Below are 20913 nucleotides of genomic sequence, written 5' to 3'. Positions count from 1 at the left end.
GATTAAGCTTTTGTAAATTACGTATATTAGCTTAACAAAATTCAACAATTTATCGAATGAAGATTTTCAAGTACTTATTTTTCTTAATTCTTATTGTGATTATTGGGGGTTCTATCTATGTAGCAACGATCGATGGTGAATATCAAGCTGAAGAAACAATGGTGATGAATGTTCCCGTAACAATGGTTTTTAATGAAGTAAACGAATATAGAACTTGGGAAGATTGGGGACCTTGGAAAGAAGAAGACCCAAAAATGATAATTAATTACCCAGAAAATACAAGTGGCGAAGGTGCATCGTATTCTTGGAAAGGAGATAAAGAACCTATGGATGGTTCTATGAAAACCCTAAAGGTGATCCCAAATAAATCGATCGATCAAGAAATTACTTTTGAAACGCCTATCGGAAATTCTACCAGCGATGTCTATTGGAAGTTTGAACCTGTTGAAAATAAAACGAAAGTGACTTGGGGAATGAAAGGTGAGCAAGGTTTTTTTGAAAAACTTTTTATGGCTTTTGAAGAAGAATCGATGAGCGAAATGCTACATCCAATGTTTGAAAGCGGACTCAATAACTTAAATGATGTTTTAACTGAAAAAATGAAAAAATACTCGATCAATATTGATGGAGTAACTGAATATGGCGGCACTTATTATATGTATCTCACAACCGCTTCAAAAAACAATCCGAAAGCTTTGAGCGCTAAAATGGAACAACTCTTCCCTACGGTAGCTAACTTTATGAGTGAAATGGATATTGAAATGAGTGGCCAACCAATGACGATCTATAACCAAATTAACGAAGAAAATAATACGGTAATTTTCTCGTGCGCCATCCCAACACCTACAGAAATGGCAACTCCGCCAACTAGCGATGTTTTATGTGATTACAATCCTAAAACTACTGCACTAAAAGTAACTTTAAAAGGTGATTACAGCAATCTTCCCGAAGCTTGGGAAAAGGCTGAAAGTTATTTACAGAAAACCGATTTTGAAAAGAATACAGAAATCGCTCCGTTTGAAATTTATGTAACCGATCCCGGTTTAGAACCAAACCCGGCAAATTGGGAAACCGAAATTTATATTCCGATCCAGCGAAAGGAAAACGCTTTATTGACGGCTGAAAACGAAAGTATTTAAATGAAAAATTTAGCGCTCGTATTTATTGGTGGCGGCACCGGAAGTATGGCTCGTTACCTGCTCGGCAAATTTTTAAACAATTCAACCACGGGAATCCCTTATGGTACTTTTTTAGCGAATATTCTGGGAAGCTTACTTATCGGACTTATTTTAGGATATTTTGCCAAATCTGAAAATCTTTCCCAAGAAACAACCTTACTTCTCGCGACCGGTTTTTGTGGAGGCTTTACCACCTTTTCAACCTTTGCTTACGAGAGTCATTTATTTTTAAAATCTGGAGACTTCTTAAGTTTTGCTGCCTACGCTTTAGCTAGTATCGTTGTTGGCTTTGCTGCAGTATTTTTAGGAATGTGGCTGGTAAAGTTTATTTAACTGAAGATTCTTTGGAAGTAGATTTTGCCACCTGCTTTTCATATTTTTTCACGCCGGATTCGATCTTTATAGGCAAATCATTTTCCTTAGGAGGAATCGGGCAAGAATAAATACCATTATACGCGCAATACGGATTGTAAGCTTTATTGAAATCTAAAATTACTTCTGACGAAGTAGGGATTTTAAAATCTAAATACCTTCCTCCGCCATAAGTGCTTTCACCATTAGTCAAATCTGTAAACGGTATAAATAAATAATCTTTGTATTTAGGATCGGTTAACAAACGCTGACTTTGATAAACATTTAAGCTCAGCTTTTTTCCTTTCAATGTAAAATGCAATTCACCATATTTCACATAAATAGGTTTACGCTCCGTTGTGGTAGGCATCACAAAAGGGGAAGCCGATTCTGTTTGGATGAATTTTGCTTTTACAATATACGCTTCATCAATATCAAAAAAGGATAGACTCTGGAAAGATTCGAGATCGTCTTCGGTTAAAGGTGAAGTTTCTTGATTCGCAAATTCTTCATTTAAATGATTTTGGTAGTCTAAAGAAGAAACTAAAGAATCCTTTTGCGCTTTTGTACAAAAGGATATCAATATAAATATGGTAAAGTAGATGCTTTTCAACCTTTAAATCTTTAAAGCAAAGGTAATTTGAAATACATAATTTCACTAAGTAATTTTGAAGTTATTATTTTCTAACTTTTACTTTTTTAAGTTGCGTAGAATTGCTAAAAAGTCCTTTAGCCAAAATTGAAACCACAAAAAGATCTGCAAAAACTATAAATAAAACTCTTAGAATTTGGCTTCCGGTAAAATTACCTAACGCAAATCCTAAAACTCCTGTTACCAATGCTAATACTAAAAATGTAATACTTTTCTCTTTCATGATCTATCTATTTGTTTTTGGTAAAGATAACTTAGAGACAGACGTATTTATATTAACAAATTACTAATTGAAGTTTATTTAACCAAAACATAATCAATTCGTTAAAACTTGTTAACTTGATAGGGCTAAAACAAAAAAACCTCCCGAATTAATTTTTCGAGAGGTTTTTTGATAGGGTTATTTTAAAAAATCCTACATATTTCTTCGGTACTGCCCTCCTACTTCAAATAAAGCTTCGGTAATCTGACCTAATGAACAAACTTTAGTCGCTTCCATCAACTCTTCAAAAATATTTTCATTTTGAACTGCCGCTTTTTGTACTTTTTCTAAAGCTGCGTCTGCGCTATTTTCGTAAGTTTTGTGTAGTTTCTGAAGTGTCGTTAACTGAAACTGTTTTTCTTCTTCGGTAGCTCTAATCACTTCTCCCGGAGTTACCGTTGGCGAACCTTTACTACTTAAGAATGTATTTACACCAATGATTGGGAAATCTCCATTATGTTTCAACGTTTCATAATACAAACTCTCTTCCTGAATTTTAGAACGTTGGTACATTGTTTCCATCGCACCTAAAACGCCACCACGCTCTGTAATTCTATCAAATTCTTGCAGAACAGCTTCTTCAACCAACTCGGTTAATTCTTCAATAATAAAAGAACCTTGAATCGGGTTTTCGTTCTTCGCCAATCCTAATTCTTTGTTGATGATCAACTGAATCGCCATCGCACGTCTTACCGATTCTTCAGTTGGTGTTGTAATGGCTTCATCGTAAGCATTGGTGTGTAACGAATTACAGTTATCGTAAATCGCATAAAGTGCCTGAAGCGTCGTACGAATATCGTTGAAGTCTATTTCTTGCGCGTGTAACGATCTTCCTGAAGTTTGAATATGATACTTCAGCATTTGCGCACGCGGGTTAGCTCCGTATTTATGTTTTAAAGCTTTTGACCAAATTCTTCTTGCCACACGACCAATTACGGCATATTCAGGATCGATTCCGTTAGAGAAAAAGAACGAAAGGTTTGGTCCAAATTTATTGATATCCATTCCGCGGCTCAGGTAATATTCTACATAAGTGAAACCATTTGCCAATGTTAACGCCAATTGCGTAATTGGGTTCGCTCCTGCTTCAGCAATATGATAACCCGAAATAGAAACCGAATAGAAATTTCTTACTTTATTCTGAATGAAATATTCCTGCACATCGCCCATTAAACGCAGCGCGAATTCAGTAGAAAAAATACACGTGTTTTGCGCCTGATCTTCTTTTAAGATATCGGCTTGAACCGTACCACGAACTACCGCCATGGTTTCTTCTTTGATCTTTGCGTAAACTTCTTCTGGCAAAACGCGATCTCCTGTAACACCTAACAGCATTAACCCAAGACCATCATTCCCTTCAGGAAGTTCACCGCGATAGGTTGGGCGCTCTAAACCACTTTCTTTATAAATGGCTTTAATTTTTTCTTCCACTTCAGCTTCAAGATCATTTTCTTTAATGTATTTCTCACATTGCTGATCGATAGCGGCATTCATAAAGAAACCAAGTAACATTGGCGCAGGACCGTTAATCGTCATACTAACCGAAGTGAGGTGATGCGCCAAATCGAACCCGGAATATAATTTCTTCGCATCATCTAAACAACAAATCGAAACTCCGGCATTACCAATTTTCCCGTAAATATCCGGACGTTCATCGGGATCGTTACCATATAAAGTAACCGAATCGAATGCGGTGGAAAGTCGCTTAGCCGGTAAGCCTAAACTTACATAGTGAAAACGACGGTTGGTACGCTCCGGTCCGCCTTCACCGGCAAACATTCTTGTAGGATCTTCCCCTTGACGTTTAAACGGATACAAACCTGCCGTGTATGGGAATTCTCCCGGAACATTTTCTTGTAAAAGCCACTTGAGTAAATCGCCCCAAGCTTTATATTTTGGTAAAGCTACCTTCGGAATTTGTAAATGTGAAAGTGACTCGGTATGCGTTTCAATTTTAATTTCTTTATCTCGAACCTTGAAGGTATAAATAGGATCTTCGTATTTTTTAACGGTAGCTTCCCACTTTAAAATCTCTTCCCAGTTGTAAGGATCAAAATCCATTTTTACGCGGTCAAACTCTTTCTTCAACAAACCAACTAAATCTTCATTTTCTGAAGAAGTCGCTGCTTCTAGAGCTTCTTCATCTAAACCATTTTTAGTCAGCTCAATTTTTGTATTGGTCGCCGACTCTAAGGTTTTATAAATCCCATAAAGTTTTTGAGCGACTTCCACCTGTGTTTCAACCGTCTCATCATAACCGCGGTTATTTTCTGCGATTTCTGAAAGGTAACGGACTCGTTTCGGAGGAATTACATAAATTTTTTCAGACATTTCATCTGAAATATGATAATCGCTTTTTAATGAAGTCTCTGTTTTCTCGACTAAGGTGTCCATAATCTTTTTGTAAAGATTATTCATCCCGGGATCGTTAAACTGCGATGCGATCGTACCGTAAACCGGAAGTTTTTCAGCATCTTCGTGCCATAATTGGTGATTGCGTTGGTACTGCTTTTTTACATCACGTAACGCATCTAACGCACCACGTTTATCAAATTTATTTATGGCGACTATATCTGCAAAATCGAGCATGTCGATTTTTTCTAACTGTGTTGCCGCACCAAACTCAGGCGTCATTACATATAACGAAACATCTGAATGATCTAAAATTTCGGTATCACTTTGCCCGATTCCTGAAGTCTCGAGAATAATTAAATCGTATTCTGCTGCTTTCAACACTTCAATCGCTTCTTGCACATATTTAGAAAGTGCCAAATTTGATTGTCGAGTAGCCAATGAACGCATATAAACTCGAGGTGAATTAATCGCATTCATACGAATACGGTCACCTAATAAAGCTCCTCCTGTTTTTCTTTTAGATGGATCTACCGAGATGATCCCGATTGTTTTCTCTTCAAAATCGACTAAAAATCGACGCACTAATTCATCGACCAATGAAGATTTACCGGCACCACCGGTTCCTGTAATTCCTAGAACCGGAGTTTTAATACTTTTATTTTTATCATGAATTTGATCTAATGTTGATTTTGCTACTTCCGGAAAATTTTCTGCGGAAGAAATAATTCTAGCGATCGCTTTATCATTTTTTGAAGGTAATTCTTTCAACTCACCATTCAACGCATCTCCAATTGCGAAATCTGCTTGTTGCACCAACTCGTTGATCATTCCTTGCAAGCCTAATTCACGACCATCATCGGGAGAGTAAATTCTAGTAATTCCGTATTCGTGAAGTTCACTAATTTCTTCCGGAAGAATTACTCCGCCACCGCCGCCGAAAATTTTAATATGATCTGCTCCTTTTTCTTTCAGCAAATCGTACATATATTTAAAATATTCGGTATGACCACCTTGGTAAGAGGTCATCGCAATCGCATTTGCGTCTTCTTGGATTGCGGTGTTCACCACTTCTTCTACACTACGATCGTGACCTAAGTGAATAACTTCTACGCCGGTAGACTGAATGATACGACGCATTATATTGATCGCTGCATCGTGCCCATCGAATAATGAGGCTGCAGTGACAATTCTTACTTTATGTTTGGGTTTATAAGGCTTTACTTGTTCCATTGAAAAATTCTTAATTTAAGGTGCGTAAATTTACGAAAAACCTATCAAAGTAGAAGTTATTCCTTATTTGGAATTATTTTTTAAATTTAGGATGATAATTTTTCGATTAAATTCCAAAATTCAAGAAAAAACAATTATCGCTTCATTCTGAAGCTATATTATTTAGCTAATAAAATGGCTAAATGCCCAATTTTATTGATAAAATTCTAAAAATACCCGATAATGGGTATTTTAATATCTAGAACATGATTGTATATTTACAAAGTCTTATTTAACGAATATTCGTGGGGTATGTTCTTAGAAAAGACAATTTGCAACAAGGGCTCTCACGAGCCCTTTTCTTTTTTTATAAATATACCGAATAACGGGTATAGGTCTATATTAAAGATAAACGTAATTTTACACTGTTAATATTCTTTAAGGGTGGGTATTAACGATTTAACTTAACTTACTTTATGGGTTATGGGTTAACCAAAAAAAAGCGCTCGTGGGTCGAGCGCTTTTTGATTATAAGATATCTTTTAATTAGTGCTTAATTTTAACTCCTAAACCTTCAGCTATTCTTTCACCTAATTCTTGGTCTGCTTTATACCAATGCATCAATTGTCGTTGAGTGATTTGTTCTTTTTTAGGTCCGTCGATCTGGCTCATAGAACCTACCGTATTTTTCACTAAATTCGATTTCGCTTCATCATTCATTAATCGAAAAAGATTTCCCGGTTGGGTATAATGATCATCATCTCCACTAACTGATGCATTACGATCGTACCAATCTGCTTCAGCATCTGTTACTCTTGGTGGTTTCTGTTTGTATTCTTCAGCTTTAGTAATGTTATCGAAACTGTTTGGGAAGTAATTTTCAGATCTTCCACCATTATCGGTTACTGTCATAAATCCATCACGTTGATAGTTATTTACCGCATACGGACAACGATTTACAGGAATTTGCTCGTAGTTTGCTCCCAAACGATAACGGTGAGCATCGGGATAAGATAGCAGTCGACCTTGTAACATTTTATCAGGTGAATAACCAATACCATCTACAATATGAGCCGGCGCAAAAGCAGATTGTTCAATTTGAGCGAAGTAATTATCTGCATTTTTATTCAGCTCCATTTTTCCTACTTCGATTAACGGATAATCTGAATGTGGCCAAACTTTAGATAGGTCGAAAGGATTCCACTCATAATTTTTCGCTTCTTCTTCTGGCATTACCTGAATTTTAAGAGTCCAAGATGGGAATTTTCCTTCTTCAATATGTTCTAATAGATCTTGCTGTGCAAAGTCTGGATTCTCTCCTGCCATTTTCACAGATTCTTCATCGGTAAAATTTTTAATTCCTTGATCGGTTTTAAAATGAAACTTCACATAAAAGCGTTCATCATTGGCATTTATCATCGAAAAGGTATGTGATCCATAACCATTCATATGACGGTATCCGTATGGCGTACCACGATCACTCATTAAAATTAAAACCTGATGAAGTGACTCCGGGTTTAACGACCAAAAATCCCAACGCATGGTTTGTGATTTCATATTGGTAAATGGATGTCTTTTTTGAGTATGAATAAAATCGGCAAACTTTTTAGGATCTTTAATAAAGAAAACGGGAGTATTATTACCTACTAGATCCCAGTTACCATCTTCGGTATAAAATTTTAAAGCAAAACCTCTAGGGTCTCGATCTGAATCTGCTGAACCTTTTTCACCACCAACAGTAGAGAAACGAGCTAGCATATCGGTTTTTTTACCTACTTCAGAAAACATTTTTGCTCTTGTATACTTCGTAATATCATTGGTAACTGTAAAGGTACCGAAAGCACCTGAACCCTTTGCGTGAACTACACGCTCGGGAATACGTTCCCTATTAAAATGTGCCATACTTTCGTGCAACACATAATCTTCTAATAATATAGGTCCGCGACGTCCTACTGTTAAAGAATCTTCTTTTTCATAAAAAGGTCTTCCGGAAGCCGTGGTTAGTTTTTTTTCTTCGCTCATAATTTGAATTTTTAGTTTGATTAAATATACGTTATTTTTGTACCACCATAAAATCGATAATTTATATTACTTAATAAGATTTGATTATAAATCCTCAAAATCAGGGATAATAAGCAATAATTTTTTCAATTTAATTCTGAATTTTAACAAAAAATCATCATTATGATAAAACGTATTTTCCTGAGCTGCTTCGTATGTTTTTCTCTTATTTCTTGTGCCGAATTGCAAACTATTGCCGAAAATTATCCGCAGCAAGGTTTTGGACTAACCCAAGAACAAATCGCCAATGGCTTAAAACAAGCTTTAGACAAAGGCATTGATGAACAAGTTTCTAAACTCACACAAACCGATGGCTTTTATAAAAACCAGTTGGTAAAAATTTTACTACCGGAAGAATTGCAAAAAGTTGAAAAAGGGCTACGCGATGTTGGCTTAGGAAGTTTAGCAGATGAAGGGATCAAAGCCTTAAATCGTGCAGCAGAAGATGCGACTAAAGAGGCGACTCCTATTTTTGTAAATGCCATTAAAGAAATGACTTTTAATGATGCCAAGAATATTTTATTGGGCGATGACCGTGCAGCTACAACTTATTTAGAGCAAAAGACCAACCAAGAATTATACAACAAATTTAATCCGGTTATAAAAAATTCATTTAGCAAAGTAGGTGCCGATCAAATCTGGTCTAATATTATCACGAAGTACAACAACATCCCTTTTACACAAAATGTAAATCCAGATTTAACCGATTATGTTACCCAACAAGCTTTAGACGGTGTTTACACGATGATCGCTATTGAAGAACAAGAAATTAGAACTAATATTGCCAGCAGAACCACCGATGTTTTAAAACGTGTTTTTGCCTTACAAGATTAATAACGCTAAGCTAATACTCCGTAATATTTAGGTAACATCTAAACGGGATTTCTAGCTGATATTTGCAGCGAGATTTAGGGTGTCTCACTATTTATTTGGGTTAAGTTCAAAAGAGCCGAGGATTCTTCCGCGGCTTTTTTTGTTAAAAATTTAACCAATCTATAGTAACAAACACAAATCTTTATTACTCGGTTAACGATTTTTAATAAATCCTAAGCAACAATATCTACTAACTTTGTAATTGAACAAAAGATAGAATGATTATGTTTAGTTGGAAAAAAAATAATGACAGAATACAAAAACTGCGAGAAAAATACTCACGCTTAATGCGTAAAGCTTATGAGATTGCCCCAAAAAACAAACAAAAAAGCGATTATCTAAATCGAGAAGCGAGACAAATTTTACAAGAATTACGAAAATTAGAACTCAATCATTTACATTAAAATCCATAAAATCAGCTTGACGGCTGATTTTTTTTATGAACTCTTTACCACACCGGCATTCATTCTTTCTTTATCTTCCTGCATAAATTTCACTAATGTTTTTATTTCAATCGCCAACGCAAACCATCACGCAAGCAATCGACAGATACTATCACGAATTTCTAGAGCTTTTGCCTAAAATTGCCTTAGGGATTTTTATTATAGTCGCCGGAGTACTTATTGCTCAATTCATCACCAATTTCTATAAACGAAGAATTCTAAAAAAAGCAAACGACCCGCTAATGGCTCGGTTTTTAGCACAAGCCATTAAAATCATATTAATTCTTATTGCGATCATGATCGCGCTGCAAGTTGCCGGACTTAGCGGTATTGGTGCCGGAATTTTAACCGCCGCGGGCGGAGCTGCAATCATCCTCGGGTTTGCGTTTCAAGACATTGGTAAAAACTTTTTAGCCGGAATCATTTTAGCCTTTAACAGACCTTTTCGCATTAACGACACCATCAAAATCGATAGTATGTTCGGGAAGGTAAAAGCACTCAACTTTAGATATACCCATATTAAAACCACCGATGGTCGAGACATTTACCTTCCCAACAGCGATGTGCTCACCAAACCTGTAGAAAACTATACCGCAGACGGATTTTTTCGACTCGAATTTGTGGTGGGCATTGGTTATGAAAATAATATCGAGCAGGCCAAATCGATTATAAAAACAGTGCTCGGCAGAAATGAAAATATTGTTCAAGACGAAACACACGAATCTTTTGTGATCGAAGACGAACTTGCAGCTAGCACCGTAAACCTAAAAGTTTTCTTTTGGATAAACACTTTAGATTACCGAGTAACTTCTAGCGTTTTAAGAGGTTTAATTATCAAAGAAGTAAAAGAAGCACTCGACCTCAACGGCTTTAATTTACCGGCAGATATTACCGAATTAAAATTGTACAGCACCGAAGAAGACATTCCGTTGAAGTTAAGAAAAGATCCGCGTGATCTTTTAAGTAATTCTTAGCAGGGCAAATTTTGTAGCGAAAAGCTACAAAACCGGGCTATACGCTATATCTTTTTAAATTTTTCATCAAAAATATAAAAAGGATGCCGCTGCTATCCCTTTCGCAAAGGCAACTCAGCCCGATGCCACTTTTTAAAATAACTAAAAGCCTTTGCTAATCGCGAGCCGTACCAACTAAAAAACTCTCCATCGATCAGTTTTATTTTTTCCGGCTCTATAAATTTAGAAAGCTCTTCAATATGTTTCTCTTGAAACGGAAAAGGTTCTGAAGAAAGTAGCACCAAATCTGCTTCAGCTAAACGATGCAAGTCAACTTCAGGGTAACGAGGTATTTCAGCAAATATATTTTCAAAATGATTTTGCTGCAGCAAATGATCGATAAACGTATCACCACCGGCCACCATCCAAGGTTTTCGCCAAATAAAATAAGCTACTTTTAGTGGCTTTTTATCTCTTACGAATTCCTGAAAATCTTTTAATCCCGCCTGAATCTTAGCAATGAGCGTTTTTGCTTTTTCTTCCACAGAAAAAATTTCACCGTATTGTTTGATCAAGACTAAACTTTCTTCAATAGTAGAAATATTAGATACGTGAACCGGGGCTATTGGTTCTAGTTGAGTCACCATATCAAACGTATTTTCTTCTTTATTACAAAGAATAAGATCCGGCTGAAGTTGGGCGATCTTTTCAAGTTTCACCTCTTTGGTTCCGCCAACAATTTCAACTTCTTTTCGTAATTCTACCGGATGCACACAAAACTTGGTAATGCCTACCAATTGTTCTCGCAGACCTAAATCGACCAACAATTCGGTTTGGCTTGGCACTAAAGAGATAATTCGCTTCGGAGTTTCCTTCAACTGAAAATTTCGCCCTAATTGATCTTGAACTTGCATAAAGACAAAGTACGGATTATTTATTGAAATTAGAACATCTTCGAATACCTACAAGAGTATAAAATCTCGCAAGAAAATCTAAATATCGACTTATAAATCTTCTAAATCTGGTGGGTTAAAAGGAAAGTCGTCATCAGGATCTTTATCGTCATAATTCACACCCGGCGGATTAAAAAGCCCCCAACGATCGATAATGTAATTCCACTGATCAAAAGTTTTATTGAACTGGTCACTCCTGCAAGGTTTTTAAAACCTTGTAGGTATTTTACCATTAAAAAATCATACCTACGAGGTCGAAAAAAGACCTCGCAGGAGTTTTAAAATATTTAATTAATTGAAAATAAATTCATTAACCTTATATTTGTATCGAACTCACGTTATTACATATTCTTTATAACGTCCTGCATCTCTTGTTGTAATTCTTTTGCCTTTTCAGCAGCGGCTTCTGCAAAATTTTCTTCAGTAGAAGCATAAATAATTCCACGGGCAGAATTTATAAGCAATCCTACTTGATCGTTTAAACCGTATTTACAAACTTCAGCAACGCTTCCACCCTGTGCTCCCACTCCGGGAACTAAAATAAAACTATCTGGAATTATTTTTCTAATAGCTGCAAAATATTTGGCTTTGGTCGCCCCTACCACATACATCAAATTGTGATGATTTTTCCAAGTTTGTGAGGTTTGTAGCACTTTTTTATAAACTTCTTCCCCATCGACTTTCTTGGTTTGAAAATCGAATGCTCCACGATTAGAGGTTAAAGCTAATAAAATGGTATGTTTATTCTCAAACTCTAAAAATGGCACCACAGAATCTTCTCCCATATACGGAGCCACGGTAATCGAATCAAAATTTAAATCGCTAAAAAAGGCTTTTGCATAACGCGTAGAAGTGTTCCCGATATCACCACGTTTAGCATCGGCGATCGTGAAAATATCGGGATGCTTTTCATTTAAATAATTAATGGTTTTTTCTAAAGCCTGCCAACCTTTTATCCCATAAGCTTCATAAAAAGCAATATTTGGTTTGTAAGCCACGGTTAAATGATGGGTTGCATCGATGATCGCTTTATTGAACTCAAAAATCGGGTCTTCTTCAGCTAATAAATGCGTTGGTATTTTCTCTAGATCTACATCTAAACCAATGCATAGAAACGATTTTTTCTTTTTGATTTGAGTTACAAGTTCTGTTGTTGTCATAGTATTTTAGTTAAAATAAAAACCACTAAACTATAGTGGTTTTTGTTTTGTTCCTCGAAAATTAATAATCTCTACATTGTGTTTTTCTGAATTCACTCTATAGACGATATAATTATTTTTATCAATTAAAGCTTTGCGCAACATCAAATTCTCATGAAGAGGAAATAATTCTGGGTTGATAGAAATTAAAGAAATTACTTCTATAAGGTTTTTTTCTAATTGAAGAATTTCATTTACACTCCATTGCCTTTCTAGATAATCAATAACTGCTAAAAGTCCATTTTCAGCTTGAGTTGTCCAAACTACCGTTAATGCCATTTTTTTAGTTTCGCCATTACACTTTCATGAGAAACTAATTTTCCTTCGTTAGCTTGTCTAATACCTAATTCAATTTCTTTTTTTTCTTCTTCAGATAATTCATCATACCAATCAGCAGACTCTTCTTCAAAAACTTTTCTAATTTTAAGCAATATATCTTTATCCTTCGTTTTCTGAAGTCGCTGTATCAACTCTAATTTTGTGTTTTCGATATTCATCTTACATAAATTACCTTTCAACTAAAGATACAAAAATTGATTTATAACGAATCTGAAGCTTCTTTAAGTTTTTCGGTATTAGCGACTAACTTTAACTCATCAATGATCTTCTGAATATCACCATTAATAATATTTTGTAGATCGTAAAGCGTTAAGTTAATACGGTGATCGGTTACACGACCTTGCGGATAGTTATACGTTCTAATCTTCGCACTACGGTCTCCACTGGTTACCATCGAACCTCGTTTAGCAGCATCTTCTTCCTGCTTTTTAGCCAACTCCATATCGTATAAACGCGAACGTAATACTTTAAAGGCTTTTTCTTTATTTTTATGCTGTGATTTCTGATCTTGACACTGCGCTACAATTCCGGTAGGTTCGTGCGTTAATCGAACCGCAGAATAAGTAGTGTTTACCGACTGACCTCCAGGTCCTGAAGAACAGAAATAATCAATACGTACGTCTTTAGGATCGATCTGTACATCAAACTCTTCGGCTTCCGGAAAAACCATTACAGTCGCCGCACTGGTATGCACTCGACCTTGAGTTTCTGTTTGCGGTACACGTTGAACACGATGTACTCCGGCTTCATATTTTAAAGTTCCGTAGACATCTTCTCCAGAAACTTCAAATTGAATTTCTTTAAAACCACCGTTGGTTCCTTCAGAAAAATCTACGGTACTTACGCTCCAACCTTTGCTTTCACAATACTTGGTAAGCATCTTATAAATATCTCCTGCAAAAATACTAGCTTCATCTCCACCGGTTCCTGCACGTACTTCGACCACAGCATTCTTTGCATCTTCCGGATCTTTAGGCACCAACATCATTCTAATTTTTTCTTCTAAAGCCGGTAATTCTTCTTTGGCTTCCTCTAACTGCATTTTTGCCATATCGACCATTTCAGCATCGCTGCCATCGGCAATAATTTCTTCAGCTTCTGCAATATTATTGGTAAGCTCTATATATTTATCTCTTTCGACCATCAGGTCTTTAAGATCTTTGTATTCTTTAGTAAGCTCTACGTATCTTTTTTGATCTGAAATAATATCGGGCTGAATAATTAAATCATTCACCTCATCGTAGCGCTGCTTAACTATATTTAATTTATCTATCATAATTCTTCCTCGTAAGTGCGACAAATTTACGATATTTTTAATGATTATTTAAGATTGAACGACAAGTTATAAAATTTTTGTAGTTTAGAAGAATGCGCATAAAACTTGAACTCTTCTGGATTTTCTATCGAAAATTTTTCCTTGCCGGTTTACTGATTAATGTTGCATTGGCATTTTTTAATCTTCCACTTGCCGCAGCTATTCTATTTAAATTTCTATTGGTTATCATCATTACGATGCAGGGTAAATTGAAGAAGAACTTTTCACCCTTGGTGTTTTATCAAAATTTAGGAGTTTCCAGCATTCAGTTATTGCTTGGGAGTTTTGTTCTTGAACTTCTTGGCTTGGTCTTTATTTATAAACTTACCGAAGTTATTTTATGATCTTAGAAGTTGACAATGTTGAATTGAATTTTGACCAAACCAGTATTTTACAAGGAATTTACCTTAAAGCTGAAACACAAAAAGTAACTTGTGTTTTAGGGAGAAACGGCTGCGGAAAAAGCAGTTTACTCAAAATAATTTTCGGGAGTCTAAAACCAAAATACAGCTTGGTTCGACTGAATAAAAACCCCATTACTAAAAAATTCTTTCAAACGGGATTGGTTAATTATTTACCTCAGCATCATTACATTCCTAAAGAGGTATCGGTAAAAAAAGCTTTTCAGCTTTACAGCTGTTCTTGGGAAGCGTTTTTAAAAGACTTTGATAGTTTTTTAGTCCATAAAAATGCAAAAATCAATGAACTCTCTGGAGGCGAACGTCGAATTATAGAAACTTATTTGGTCTTGCAATCGAAGGCAAAAGTATTATTGCTAGATGAACCGTTTTCAAATATCGCTCCGCTTCAAATAGAAAAGATCAAACAAATCATTCAGCAACAAAAAGAAGAGAAAATCATCGTGCTTACCGATCACTTTTATGAAGATGTACTCGAAGTAGCCGATGTTCTCTACACCATCCATCACAAACGATCGCATTTAATTAAAGATGAAAACGATTTGGTGAATTTCGGCTACTTAACTTCAGCGCAAAAGGCTACAATTCAACAATAACACCAATACCTAATTGCTGTTTCCATTGTATTCTAGGCCCGGCATCTACCAACTCGCCTTCGGCATTTTCTTCTTGCACCTTAATATCGTCATCATATTTTAGGTGAGAACCCAATTTTGCCAATACGTATTGGTTGACTTTAAAATTGAAATTAAGCTCCCAGTTTACATCTATATTTCCAAAATTATTGATGTAATCGGTATACAAGCTGAGTTTATTGCTCAACCCAATATTTTCAAAAAGTTGGGTTCGATACTCGTTGGTCAACAGAATCCCCAGTTCTGTACGAACATTATCACCTTCTCTAATCAAATTCCCATCTTCATCGTAAACCGCGGGCTCAACCCCAAATGCTCCGGAATTTGCCAACTCTTGATCGAGCACAAAAGTAGAACGCATCGTTAAAGGCGAAGCATAAACGTTTAAATGAAGATCTTCGTTGTTATATTCTGATCCTGCACCAATAAATAAATAAGCCGGCGCCATAATGGTTGAAATTTTATTAGACCTATCGGGATAATTATATCCGTTAGAGAACTGCGTGCTAAAATTCATTTTAGCAGAGCTATACCAATTAGAAAGCGTATCTTTTCGATAACCAAAGGTAGAGTTGATCTCTAATTGATCGTCGGTTTTTCTTACTTCCTGTCCTTTTTGGTCGTTGATCCCGTAGCGACCAATAAACTCGTTATTCCACCTAATGTTTTTGCGCTCGTAAATTCTCTTTATATCTACGCTCAACAATCCTGAAACAGAGTTAGCACCACCGGCATTCCAGTTTACAAAAGCAACTTCACTTAAATCTAAGCCTACTCGATTAAGTTCTTTCCAGAATTTAATGGTTGGGTGATATTTACTTAAGCGTTTTAATTTATCGGTAGCCGTTACCGGGTAAAAAGGTTTCACTGCATAAGCCGTTAATTCATTCACCGGCTGGACGCTATCTCTAGTTTGAGCAGTGGCAAAACTTGCGACAAAAACGATAAGTACTAAAATAAACTTCTTCAACATTATCACTCACTTTAAAAGTCTAGTAAGTAAAACTTCCAAATTCGCTATTTATTGTTAACTTTTTTTCTGCTGAAGCTTCAACCCTTCCTACAATCTGAGCATCAACATCAAAAGATTTAGATATTTCTATAATTTCTTCAGCATATTCCTGAGGCACGTAAATTTCCATTCTGTGTCCCATATTAAATACCTGATACATCTCTTTCCAATCGGTTTTACTTTCTTGCTGAATTAATTTAAACAATGGCGGCACCGCAAACATATTGTCTTTGATCACGTGTAGATCGTCACCGATAAAGTGAAGTATTTTGGTTTGCGCTCCACCGCTACAATGTACCATCCCGTGAATTTCTTCTGAAGTATATTTTGAAAGAATTTTCTTGATAATCGGTGCGTAAGTTCTCGTTGGAGAAAGCACTAATTTTCCGGCATCCAATACCGAATCTTCAACCGTTGAAGTTAGTTTTTTTGTTCCTGAATAAATTAATTCTGAAGGAATCGAGTTATCGAAACTCTCAGGATATTTTTCTGCTAATTCTTTATTGAACACGTCGTGACGTGCAGAAGTAAGTCCGTTACTTCCCATCCCGCCATTATATTCTTTTTCGTAAGAAGCTTGACCAGAAGAAGACAAACCAACAATTACATCGCCGGCTTTAATATTGGCATTATCAATTACCTTGCTACGCTTCATTCTTGCAGTTACGGTAGAATCGACAATAATGGTTCTTACCAAATCTCCTACATCTGCCGTTTCACCACCGGTAGAATGAATTTCTACACCCAAGCTTTTTAATTCTGCAATTAGTTCTTCCGTTCCATTAATGATAGCTGAAATCACCTCACCCGGAACTAAGTTTTTATTTCTACCAATGGTAGAAGAAAGTAAAATATTATCGGTTGCTCCCACGCACAAAAGATCGTCGATATTCATAATAAGTGCATCCTGTGCTATCCCTTTCCACACAGAAATATCTCCGGTTTCTTTCCAATACATATATGCTAGTGAAGATTTTGTACCGGCGCCATCGGCGTGCATAATAAGACAATAGTCTTCATCTTGGGTTAAATGATCGGGAACAATTTTACAAAAGGCTTTAGGAAACAAACCTTTATCTACGTTCTTAATGGCGTTATGTACATCTTCTTTTCCTGCGGAAACGCCTCTTTGCGCGTAACGTTTACTTACTTCTTGACTCATTTTATTTGATATTGGAATTGCAAAAATAAGGAATTAAAAAAACCCCGTTTACAAAAACGGGGTTGTATTCTTAAAAGTTATTCAGATTAATACGTGAATAACAATTCTCTGTATTTAGTGATTGGCCATAATTCATCGTCAACCAAGATCTCTAATTTATCGCAGTGATATCTAATATCGTCAAAATAAGGTCTTACTTTATCGCAATAAGCAAATGCTTTTTCTTCAGCATCTTCTAACTTGTTTGCTTCACGACGTGCATCGATCATTTCGGTGATCCCTTTATTGATCTTAGCAATATGACCCGAAATATCTTCAATGATCGTTAATTGCTCTGCTGCGTGCGTTTTAAATTCACTTCCGTAAATTTCTTTAAGCCCTTGTACGTTTTTAATTAGAATGTTTTGGTATCTAATTGCAGTTGGAATCACGTGATTTCTCGCGATGTCACCTAACACACGACCTTCGATCTGGATATGCATTGCATATTCTTCTACTTCAATTTCGTGACGTGCTTCCATCTCTACACGGTTCATTACTCCTAAATCTTCAAACAACTTAATGGTTTTGTCTGCGATTTTAACTTTTAAAGCTTCCGGAGTTTTCTTGTTATTGCTTAAGCCACGCTTTTCAGCTTCTTTTTCCCAAGCTTCCCCGTAACCATCACCTTCAAATCTAATTTTCTTAGATTTTTTGATGTATTCTCTAAGCACATTGAAGATCGCATCGTCTTTCTTCATCTTCTTATCTTTCACAAGCTTATCTACTTCAACTTTAAAATCTTGAAGTTGCTTCGCTACCGCCGCGTTTAAAACGGTCATTGGGTTAGAGCAGTTTGCAGTTGAACCTACGGCTCTAAACTCAAATTTATTCCCGGTAAAGGCGAAAGGTGAAGTTCTGTTACGATCGGTGTTATCTAGTAAAATTTCTGGAATTTTACCTACTACGTTTAATTTAAGATCTGTTTTTTCTTGCGGAGAAAGTTTACCATCGGTTACTTTTTCTAATTCATCAAGAACTTTAGTTAACTGAGAACCGATGAAAACCGAAATAATTGCCGGTGGCGCTTCGTTCGCTCCTAAACGGTGATCGTTAGATGCTGTTGCAATAGAAGAACGGATTAACTCTTCGTTATCGTAAACCGCTTTGATCGTATTAATAAAGAAAGTTAAAAACTGAAGGTTCTTCATTGGCGTGCTACCAGGACTTAACAAATTAACTCCTGTGTTTGTTGCTAACGACCAGTTGTTATGCTTACCACTACCGTTTACTCCTGCAAATGGTTTCTCGTGGAAAAGCACTTTGAAATGGTGGCGCTCAGCAACCTTATCCATCACATCCATTAATAATAAGTTGTGATCTACCGCTAAGTTTACTTCTTCAAAAATTGGCGCTAACTCAAATTGGTTAGGTGCCACCTCGTTATGACGCGTTTTTACAGGAATACCTAATAACATACATTCGGTTTCCAAATCACGCATATAGTTAATTACACGTGTTGGGATAGAACCAAAATAATGGTCGTCTAACTGCTGACCTTTAGCCGGTGCGTGACCTAATAAAGTTCTTTCCGCTAAAACTAAGTCTGGGCGAGAAGCTGCTAATGCCGAATCTACCAAGAAATATTCTTGCTCCCATCCTAAAGTAGCATTTACTTTAGTTACTTTTTTATCAAAATATTTCGCTACTTCTGTCGCTGCACTATCTAAAGCTTGCAACGAACGTAATAATGGCACTTTATAATCTAACGCTTCTCCTGTATATGATACAAATACGGTAGGAATACAAAGTGTAGTTCCTAAAATAAATGCAGGAGAAGTAGGATCCCAAGCAGTATAACCTCTTGCTTCAAAAGTATTTCTAATTCCGCCGTTAGGGAAACTAGATGCATCTGGTTCTTGCTGTACTAAAGCACTACCGCCAAATTTTTCGATCGCAGAACCGTTACCGGTTGGCTCAAAAAAGGCATCGTGTTTCTCTGCAGTAGAACCTGTTAAAGGTTGAAACCAGTGTGTGTAATGCGTTGCTCCTTTAGAGATCGCCCACTCTTTTAATCCGGTTGAAATATGATCGGCTAAATTTCTATCGATTTTAGAACCTTTTTCGATAGCATCCATCACACTATTGTAAGAATCTTTGGTAAGGTATTGGCGCATAGCCGGTTCATTGAATACGTTTTTACCAAAAATTTCAGATCGCCTGGCAGGTTCTTCTACCTCTATCGGCTTTCTGTTTAATGTTTTCTTTAAAGCTTGAAATCTTAGCGTTGACATTTATAATTAACTTTTTGTGTTGCTAGGCACAAAAATAGTATTTTTATAAATACCCCCTAATTTTTTTCATTAAGTTCTTAAAAAAGTATTCTTAAAATTATCTTACCCCTAAATTTGAAGAGCTGCTAAGAAAAAGTAAGCCCTACAAACACAGCATACCCTATAAAGATAATTAAACCTTTATATCTGCTGAAGATGTAACGCTTCGGAAGGAACACTAAAGGTAATAAAATTATGGCAAACCCCAACATCCAAAATATATCGTTAGTTAAGACTGCTTTAGATTCTAAGTTAATGGGATTAATAAGCGCAGTTACTCCTAAAACTGAAGCAATATTAAAAATATTAGAACCAATTAAATTACCTAACGAAAGTGCTTTTTCTTTTTTAAGCGCCGCAATCACGGAAGCTGCTAACTCGGGAACGCTCGTACCAATAGCGATCATGGTTACTGAAATTACGCGCTCGCTTACGCCTAATTTTTTCGCTAGATCTACCGAACCTTCTACCAGCCATTCAGATCCAAAATAAAGTGCCGCTCCACCAATTAATAGCCAAATCACAATTTTAAATCCAGAAACACCCTGCAAACTATCATCGACTTCCTCCGTAGCGACCTCATCGTGTTTTCTGGCTCTTCGTATTAAAATGAATAAATAAAGTACAATAGCCGCTAAGAAAATTCCGCCTTCAAGTCGAGATATCTGATAACCGCTTTGCAAAAAGACATAAAGCGCTAAAGAAAACAAGACCATTACCGGCCAATTGAATTTATAAAAATCTTTATCGACATCGATCGAACTAATGATGGAAGTGATCCCTAACACCAGACCTATGTTCGCAATATTAGAGCCAATCACATTACCTAAACTTATATCTGAAAATCCATCTAAAGCAGCTTGCAAACTCACGAGCAACTCTGGTAACGAAGTTGCAAAAGAAACCACGGTTAGCCCGATCACCATTTTAGAGATGTTGAATTTAAAAGATAAGGCTACGGAAGATCGCACTAAATACTCTCCTCCTACCACTAACAAAATAAAACCGGCAACTATTAAAACTATAGACATAGTAAGCTATTTTTCTTGCGAAGATAATCGTTTTATTATGGATTAGTAAAATATTGAAAAACAAACAAAAACTACACCTTTAGTTGGTTAACTACAAAAATAGTTGCATAACTTATTTTTTAGTTATAAGTTTGAAAAGCGTTAAGGATAGAAGCGGCATCCTTTTTTGTTGTGCTTCGACAAGCTCAGCATGACAACA

The 20913-nt window shown here is 36.2% G+C and carries 20 protein-coding genes; 7 read left to right on the top strand and 13 right to left on the bottom strand.

Annotation, left to right across the window (positions count from 1 at the left end):
* Window positions 1–56 precede the first annotated feature (56 nt).
* Window positions 57–1139, top strand: a complete 1083-nt coding sequence (locus G551_RS0113780; protein WP_027886103.1) for an SRPBCC family protein — start codon at window positions 57–59, stop codon at window positions 1137–1139.
* Complete coding sequence (gene crcB, locus G551_RS0113775; RefSeq protein ID WP_027886102.1) at window positions 1140–1511, top strand: fluoride efflux transporter CrcB; 372 nt, start codon at window positions 1140–1142, stop codon at window positions 1509–1511. It abuts the gene before it with no gap.
* On the opposite strand, the gene G551_RS15975 is transcribed toward crcB, so the two are convergent.
* The 4 genes from G551_RS15975 to G551_RS0113755 form a co-directional block, all read right to left on the bottom strand.
* Window positions 1504–2142, bottom strand: a complete 639-nt coding sequence (locus G551_RS15975; RefSeq protein WP_051191413.1) for a DUF1684 domain-containing protein — start codon at window positions 2140–2142, stop codon at window positions 1504–1506. The genes crcB and G551_RS15975 overlap by 8 nt on opposite strands.
* Before the next feature lie 64 nt (window positions 2143–2206).
* The gene (locus G551_RS0113765; protein ID WP_027886101.1) at window positions 2207–2404 is read right to left on the bottom strand and encodes a DUF1328 domain-containing protein; all 198 of its coding nucleotides are present in this window, start codon (window positions 2402–2404) and stop codon (window positions 2207–2209) included.
* Window positions 2405–2596: 192 nt separating this feature from the next.
* Window positions 2597–6028, bottom strand: a complete 3432-nt coding sequence (locus G551_RS0113760) for a methylmalonyl-CoA mutase family protein (RefSeq protein ID WP_027886100.1) — start codon at window positions 6026–6028, stop codon at window positions 2597–2599.
* A gap of 525 nt (window positions 6029–6553) precedes the next feature.
* On the bottom strand, window positions 6554–8029 hold the full coding sequence (locus tag G551_RS0113755; RefSeq protein ID WP_027886099.1) for a catalase: 1476 nt from the start codon (window positions 8027–8029) through the stop codon (window positions 6554–6556).
* 162 nt (window positions 8030–8191) lie between these two features.
* Here G551_RS0113755 and G551_RS0113750 point away from each other — a divergent pair, with 162 nt between their 5' ends.
* From G551_RS0113750 to G551_RS0113740, 3 genes are all read left to right on the top strand, one after another.
* Window positions 8192–8902 carry a DUF4197 domain-containing protein gene (locus G551_RS0113750; protein WP_156876808.1) on the top strand — a complete coding sequence of 237 codons (711 nt, stop codon included), beginning with the start codon at window positions 8192–8194 and terminating at the stop codon, window positions 8900–8902.
* A gap of 263 nt (window positions 8903–9165) precedes the next feature.
* Window positions 9166–9345 (top strand): Lacal_2735 family protein, encoded by a 180-nt coding sequence (locus G551_RS0113745; RefSeq protein WP_027886097.1) that lies wholly within the window; start codon window positions 9166–9168, stop codon window positions 9343–9345.
* A gap of 95 nt (window positions 9346–9440) precedes the next feature.
* Window positions 9441–10358 carry a mechanosensitive ion channel family protein gene (locus G551_RS0113740; protein WP_027886096.1) on the top strand — a complete coding sequence of 306 codons (918 nt, stop codon included), beginning with the start codon at window positions 9441–9443 and terminating at the stop codon, window positions 10356–10358.
* A gap of 92 nt (window positions 10359–10450) precedes the next feature.
* Here G551_RS0113740 and G551_RS0113735 read toward each other — a convergent pair whose 3' ends face one another.
* From G551_RS0113735 to prfA, 5 genes are all read right to left on the bottom strand, one after another.
* Window positions 10451–11251, bottom strand: coding sequence for an ABC transporter substrate-binding protein (locus tag G551_RS0113735; RefSeq protein ID WP_027886095.1), 801 nt, complete (start codon window positions 11249–11251; stop codon window positions 10451–10453).
* A gap of 380 nt (window positions 11252–11631) precedes the next feature.
* Complete coding sequence (gene pyrF / locus G551_RS0113730) at window positions 11632–12450, bottom strand: orotidine-5'-phosphate decarboxylase (protein ID WP_027886094.1); 819 nt, start codon at window positions 12448–12450, stop codon at window positions 11632–11634.
* A gap of 30 nt (window positions 12451–12480) precedes the next feature.
* Window positions 12481–12768, bottom strand: a complete 288-nt coding sequence (locus G551_RS0113725; RefSeq protein WP_027886093.1) for a type II toxin-antitoxin system RelE/ParE family toxin — start codon at window positions 12766–12768, stop codon at window positions 12481–12483.
* Window positions 12759–12986: a hypothetical protein gene (locus G551_RS0113720; protein ID WP_027886092.1), complete on the bottom strand. Its 228-nt coding sequence runs from the start codon at window positions 12984–12986 to the stop codon at window positions 12759–12761. Before G551_RS0113720 ends, G551_RS0113725 begins: the two co-directional genes overlap by 10 nt.
* 41 nt (window positions 12987–13027) lie before the next feature.
* Window positions 13028–14104 (bottom strand): peptide chain release factor 1, encoded by a 1077-nt coding sequence (prfA, locus tag G551_RS0113715; RefSeq protein WP_027886091.1) that lies wholly within the window; start codon window positions 14102–14104, stop codon window positions 13028–13030.
* Window positions 14105–14196: 92 nt separating this feature from the next.
* On the opposite strand from prfA, the gene G551_RS0113710 reads away from it, so the two are divergent.
* A complete protein-coding gene (locus G551_RS0113710) occupies window positions 14197–14487 on the top strand; it encodes a hypothetical protein (RefSeq protein ID WP_027886090.1) in 291 nt (96 codons plus the stop codon).
* Entirely contained in the window at window positions 14484–15158 is a 675-nt protein-coding gene (locus G551_RS0113705) for an ATP-binding cassette domain-containing protein (RefSeq protein WP_027886089.1), read from the top strand. Before G551_RS0113710 ends, G551_RS0113705 begins: the two co-directional genes overlap by 4 nt.
* Here the strand turns inward: G551_RS0113705 and G551_RS0113700 are convergent.
* The 4 genes from G551_RS0113700 to G551_RS0113685 form a co-directional block, all read right to left on the bottom strand.
* Window positions 15142–16170: a DUF3078 domain-containing protein gene (locus G551_RS0113700; RefSeq protein WP_027886088.1), complete on the bottom strand. Its 1029-nt coding sequence runs from the start codon at window positions 16168–16170 to the stop codon at window positions 15142–15144. The two genes, G551_RS0113705 and G551_RS0113700, sit on opposite strands and share 17 nt — an antisense overlap.
* 19 nt (window positions 16171–16189) lie before the next feature.
* Window positions 16190–17371 (bottom strand): AIR synthase related protein, encoded by a 1182-nt coding sequence (locus G551_RS0113695; RefSeq protein WP_027886087.1) that lies wholly within the window; start codon window positions 17369–17371, stop codon window positions 16190–16192.
* 86 nt (window positions 17372–17457) lie between these two features.
* Window positions 17458–19644 (bottom strand): glutamine synthetase III family protein, encoded by a 2187-nt coding sequence (locus G551_RS0113690; RefSeq protein WP_027886086.1) that lies wholly within the window; start codon window positions 19642–19644, stop codon window positions 17458–17460.
* Window positions 19645–19769: 125 nt separating this feature from the next.
* A complete protein-coding gene (locus tag G551_RS0113685) occupies window positions 19770–20714 on the bottom strand; it encodes a calcium/sodium antiporter (RefSeq protein WP_027886085.1) in 945 nt (314 codons plus the stop codon).
* Window positions 20715–20913: the final 199 nt, after the last annotated feature.

It is taken from the genome of Mesonia mobilis DSM 19841, from assembly GCF_000423405.1.
In the GTDB taxonomy this organism is placed as follows: Bacteria; Bacteroidota; Bacteroidia; order Flavobacteriales; family Flavobacteriaceae; genus Mesonia; species Mesonia mobilis.
Note: the sequence above shows the minus strand (reverse complement) of the source record. Positions and strands in the feature narration are given on the sequence as shown.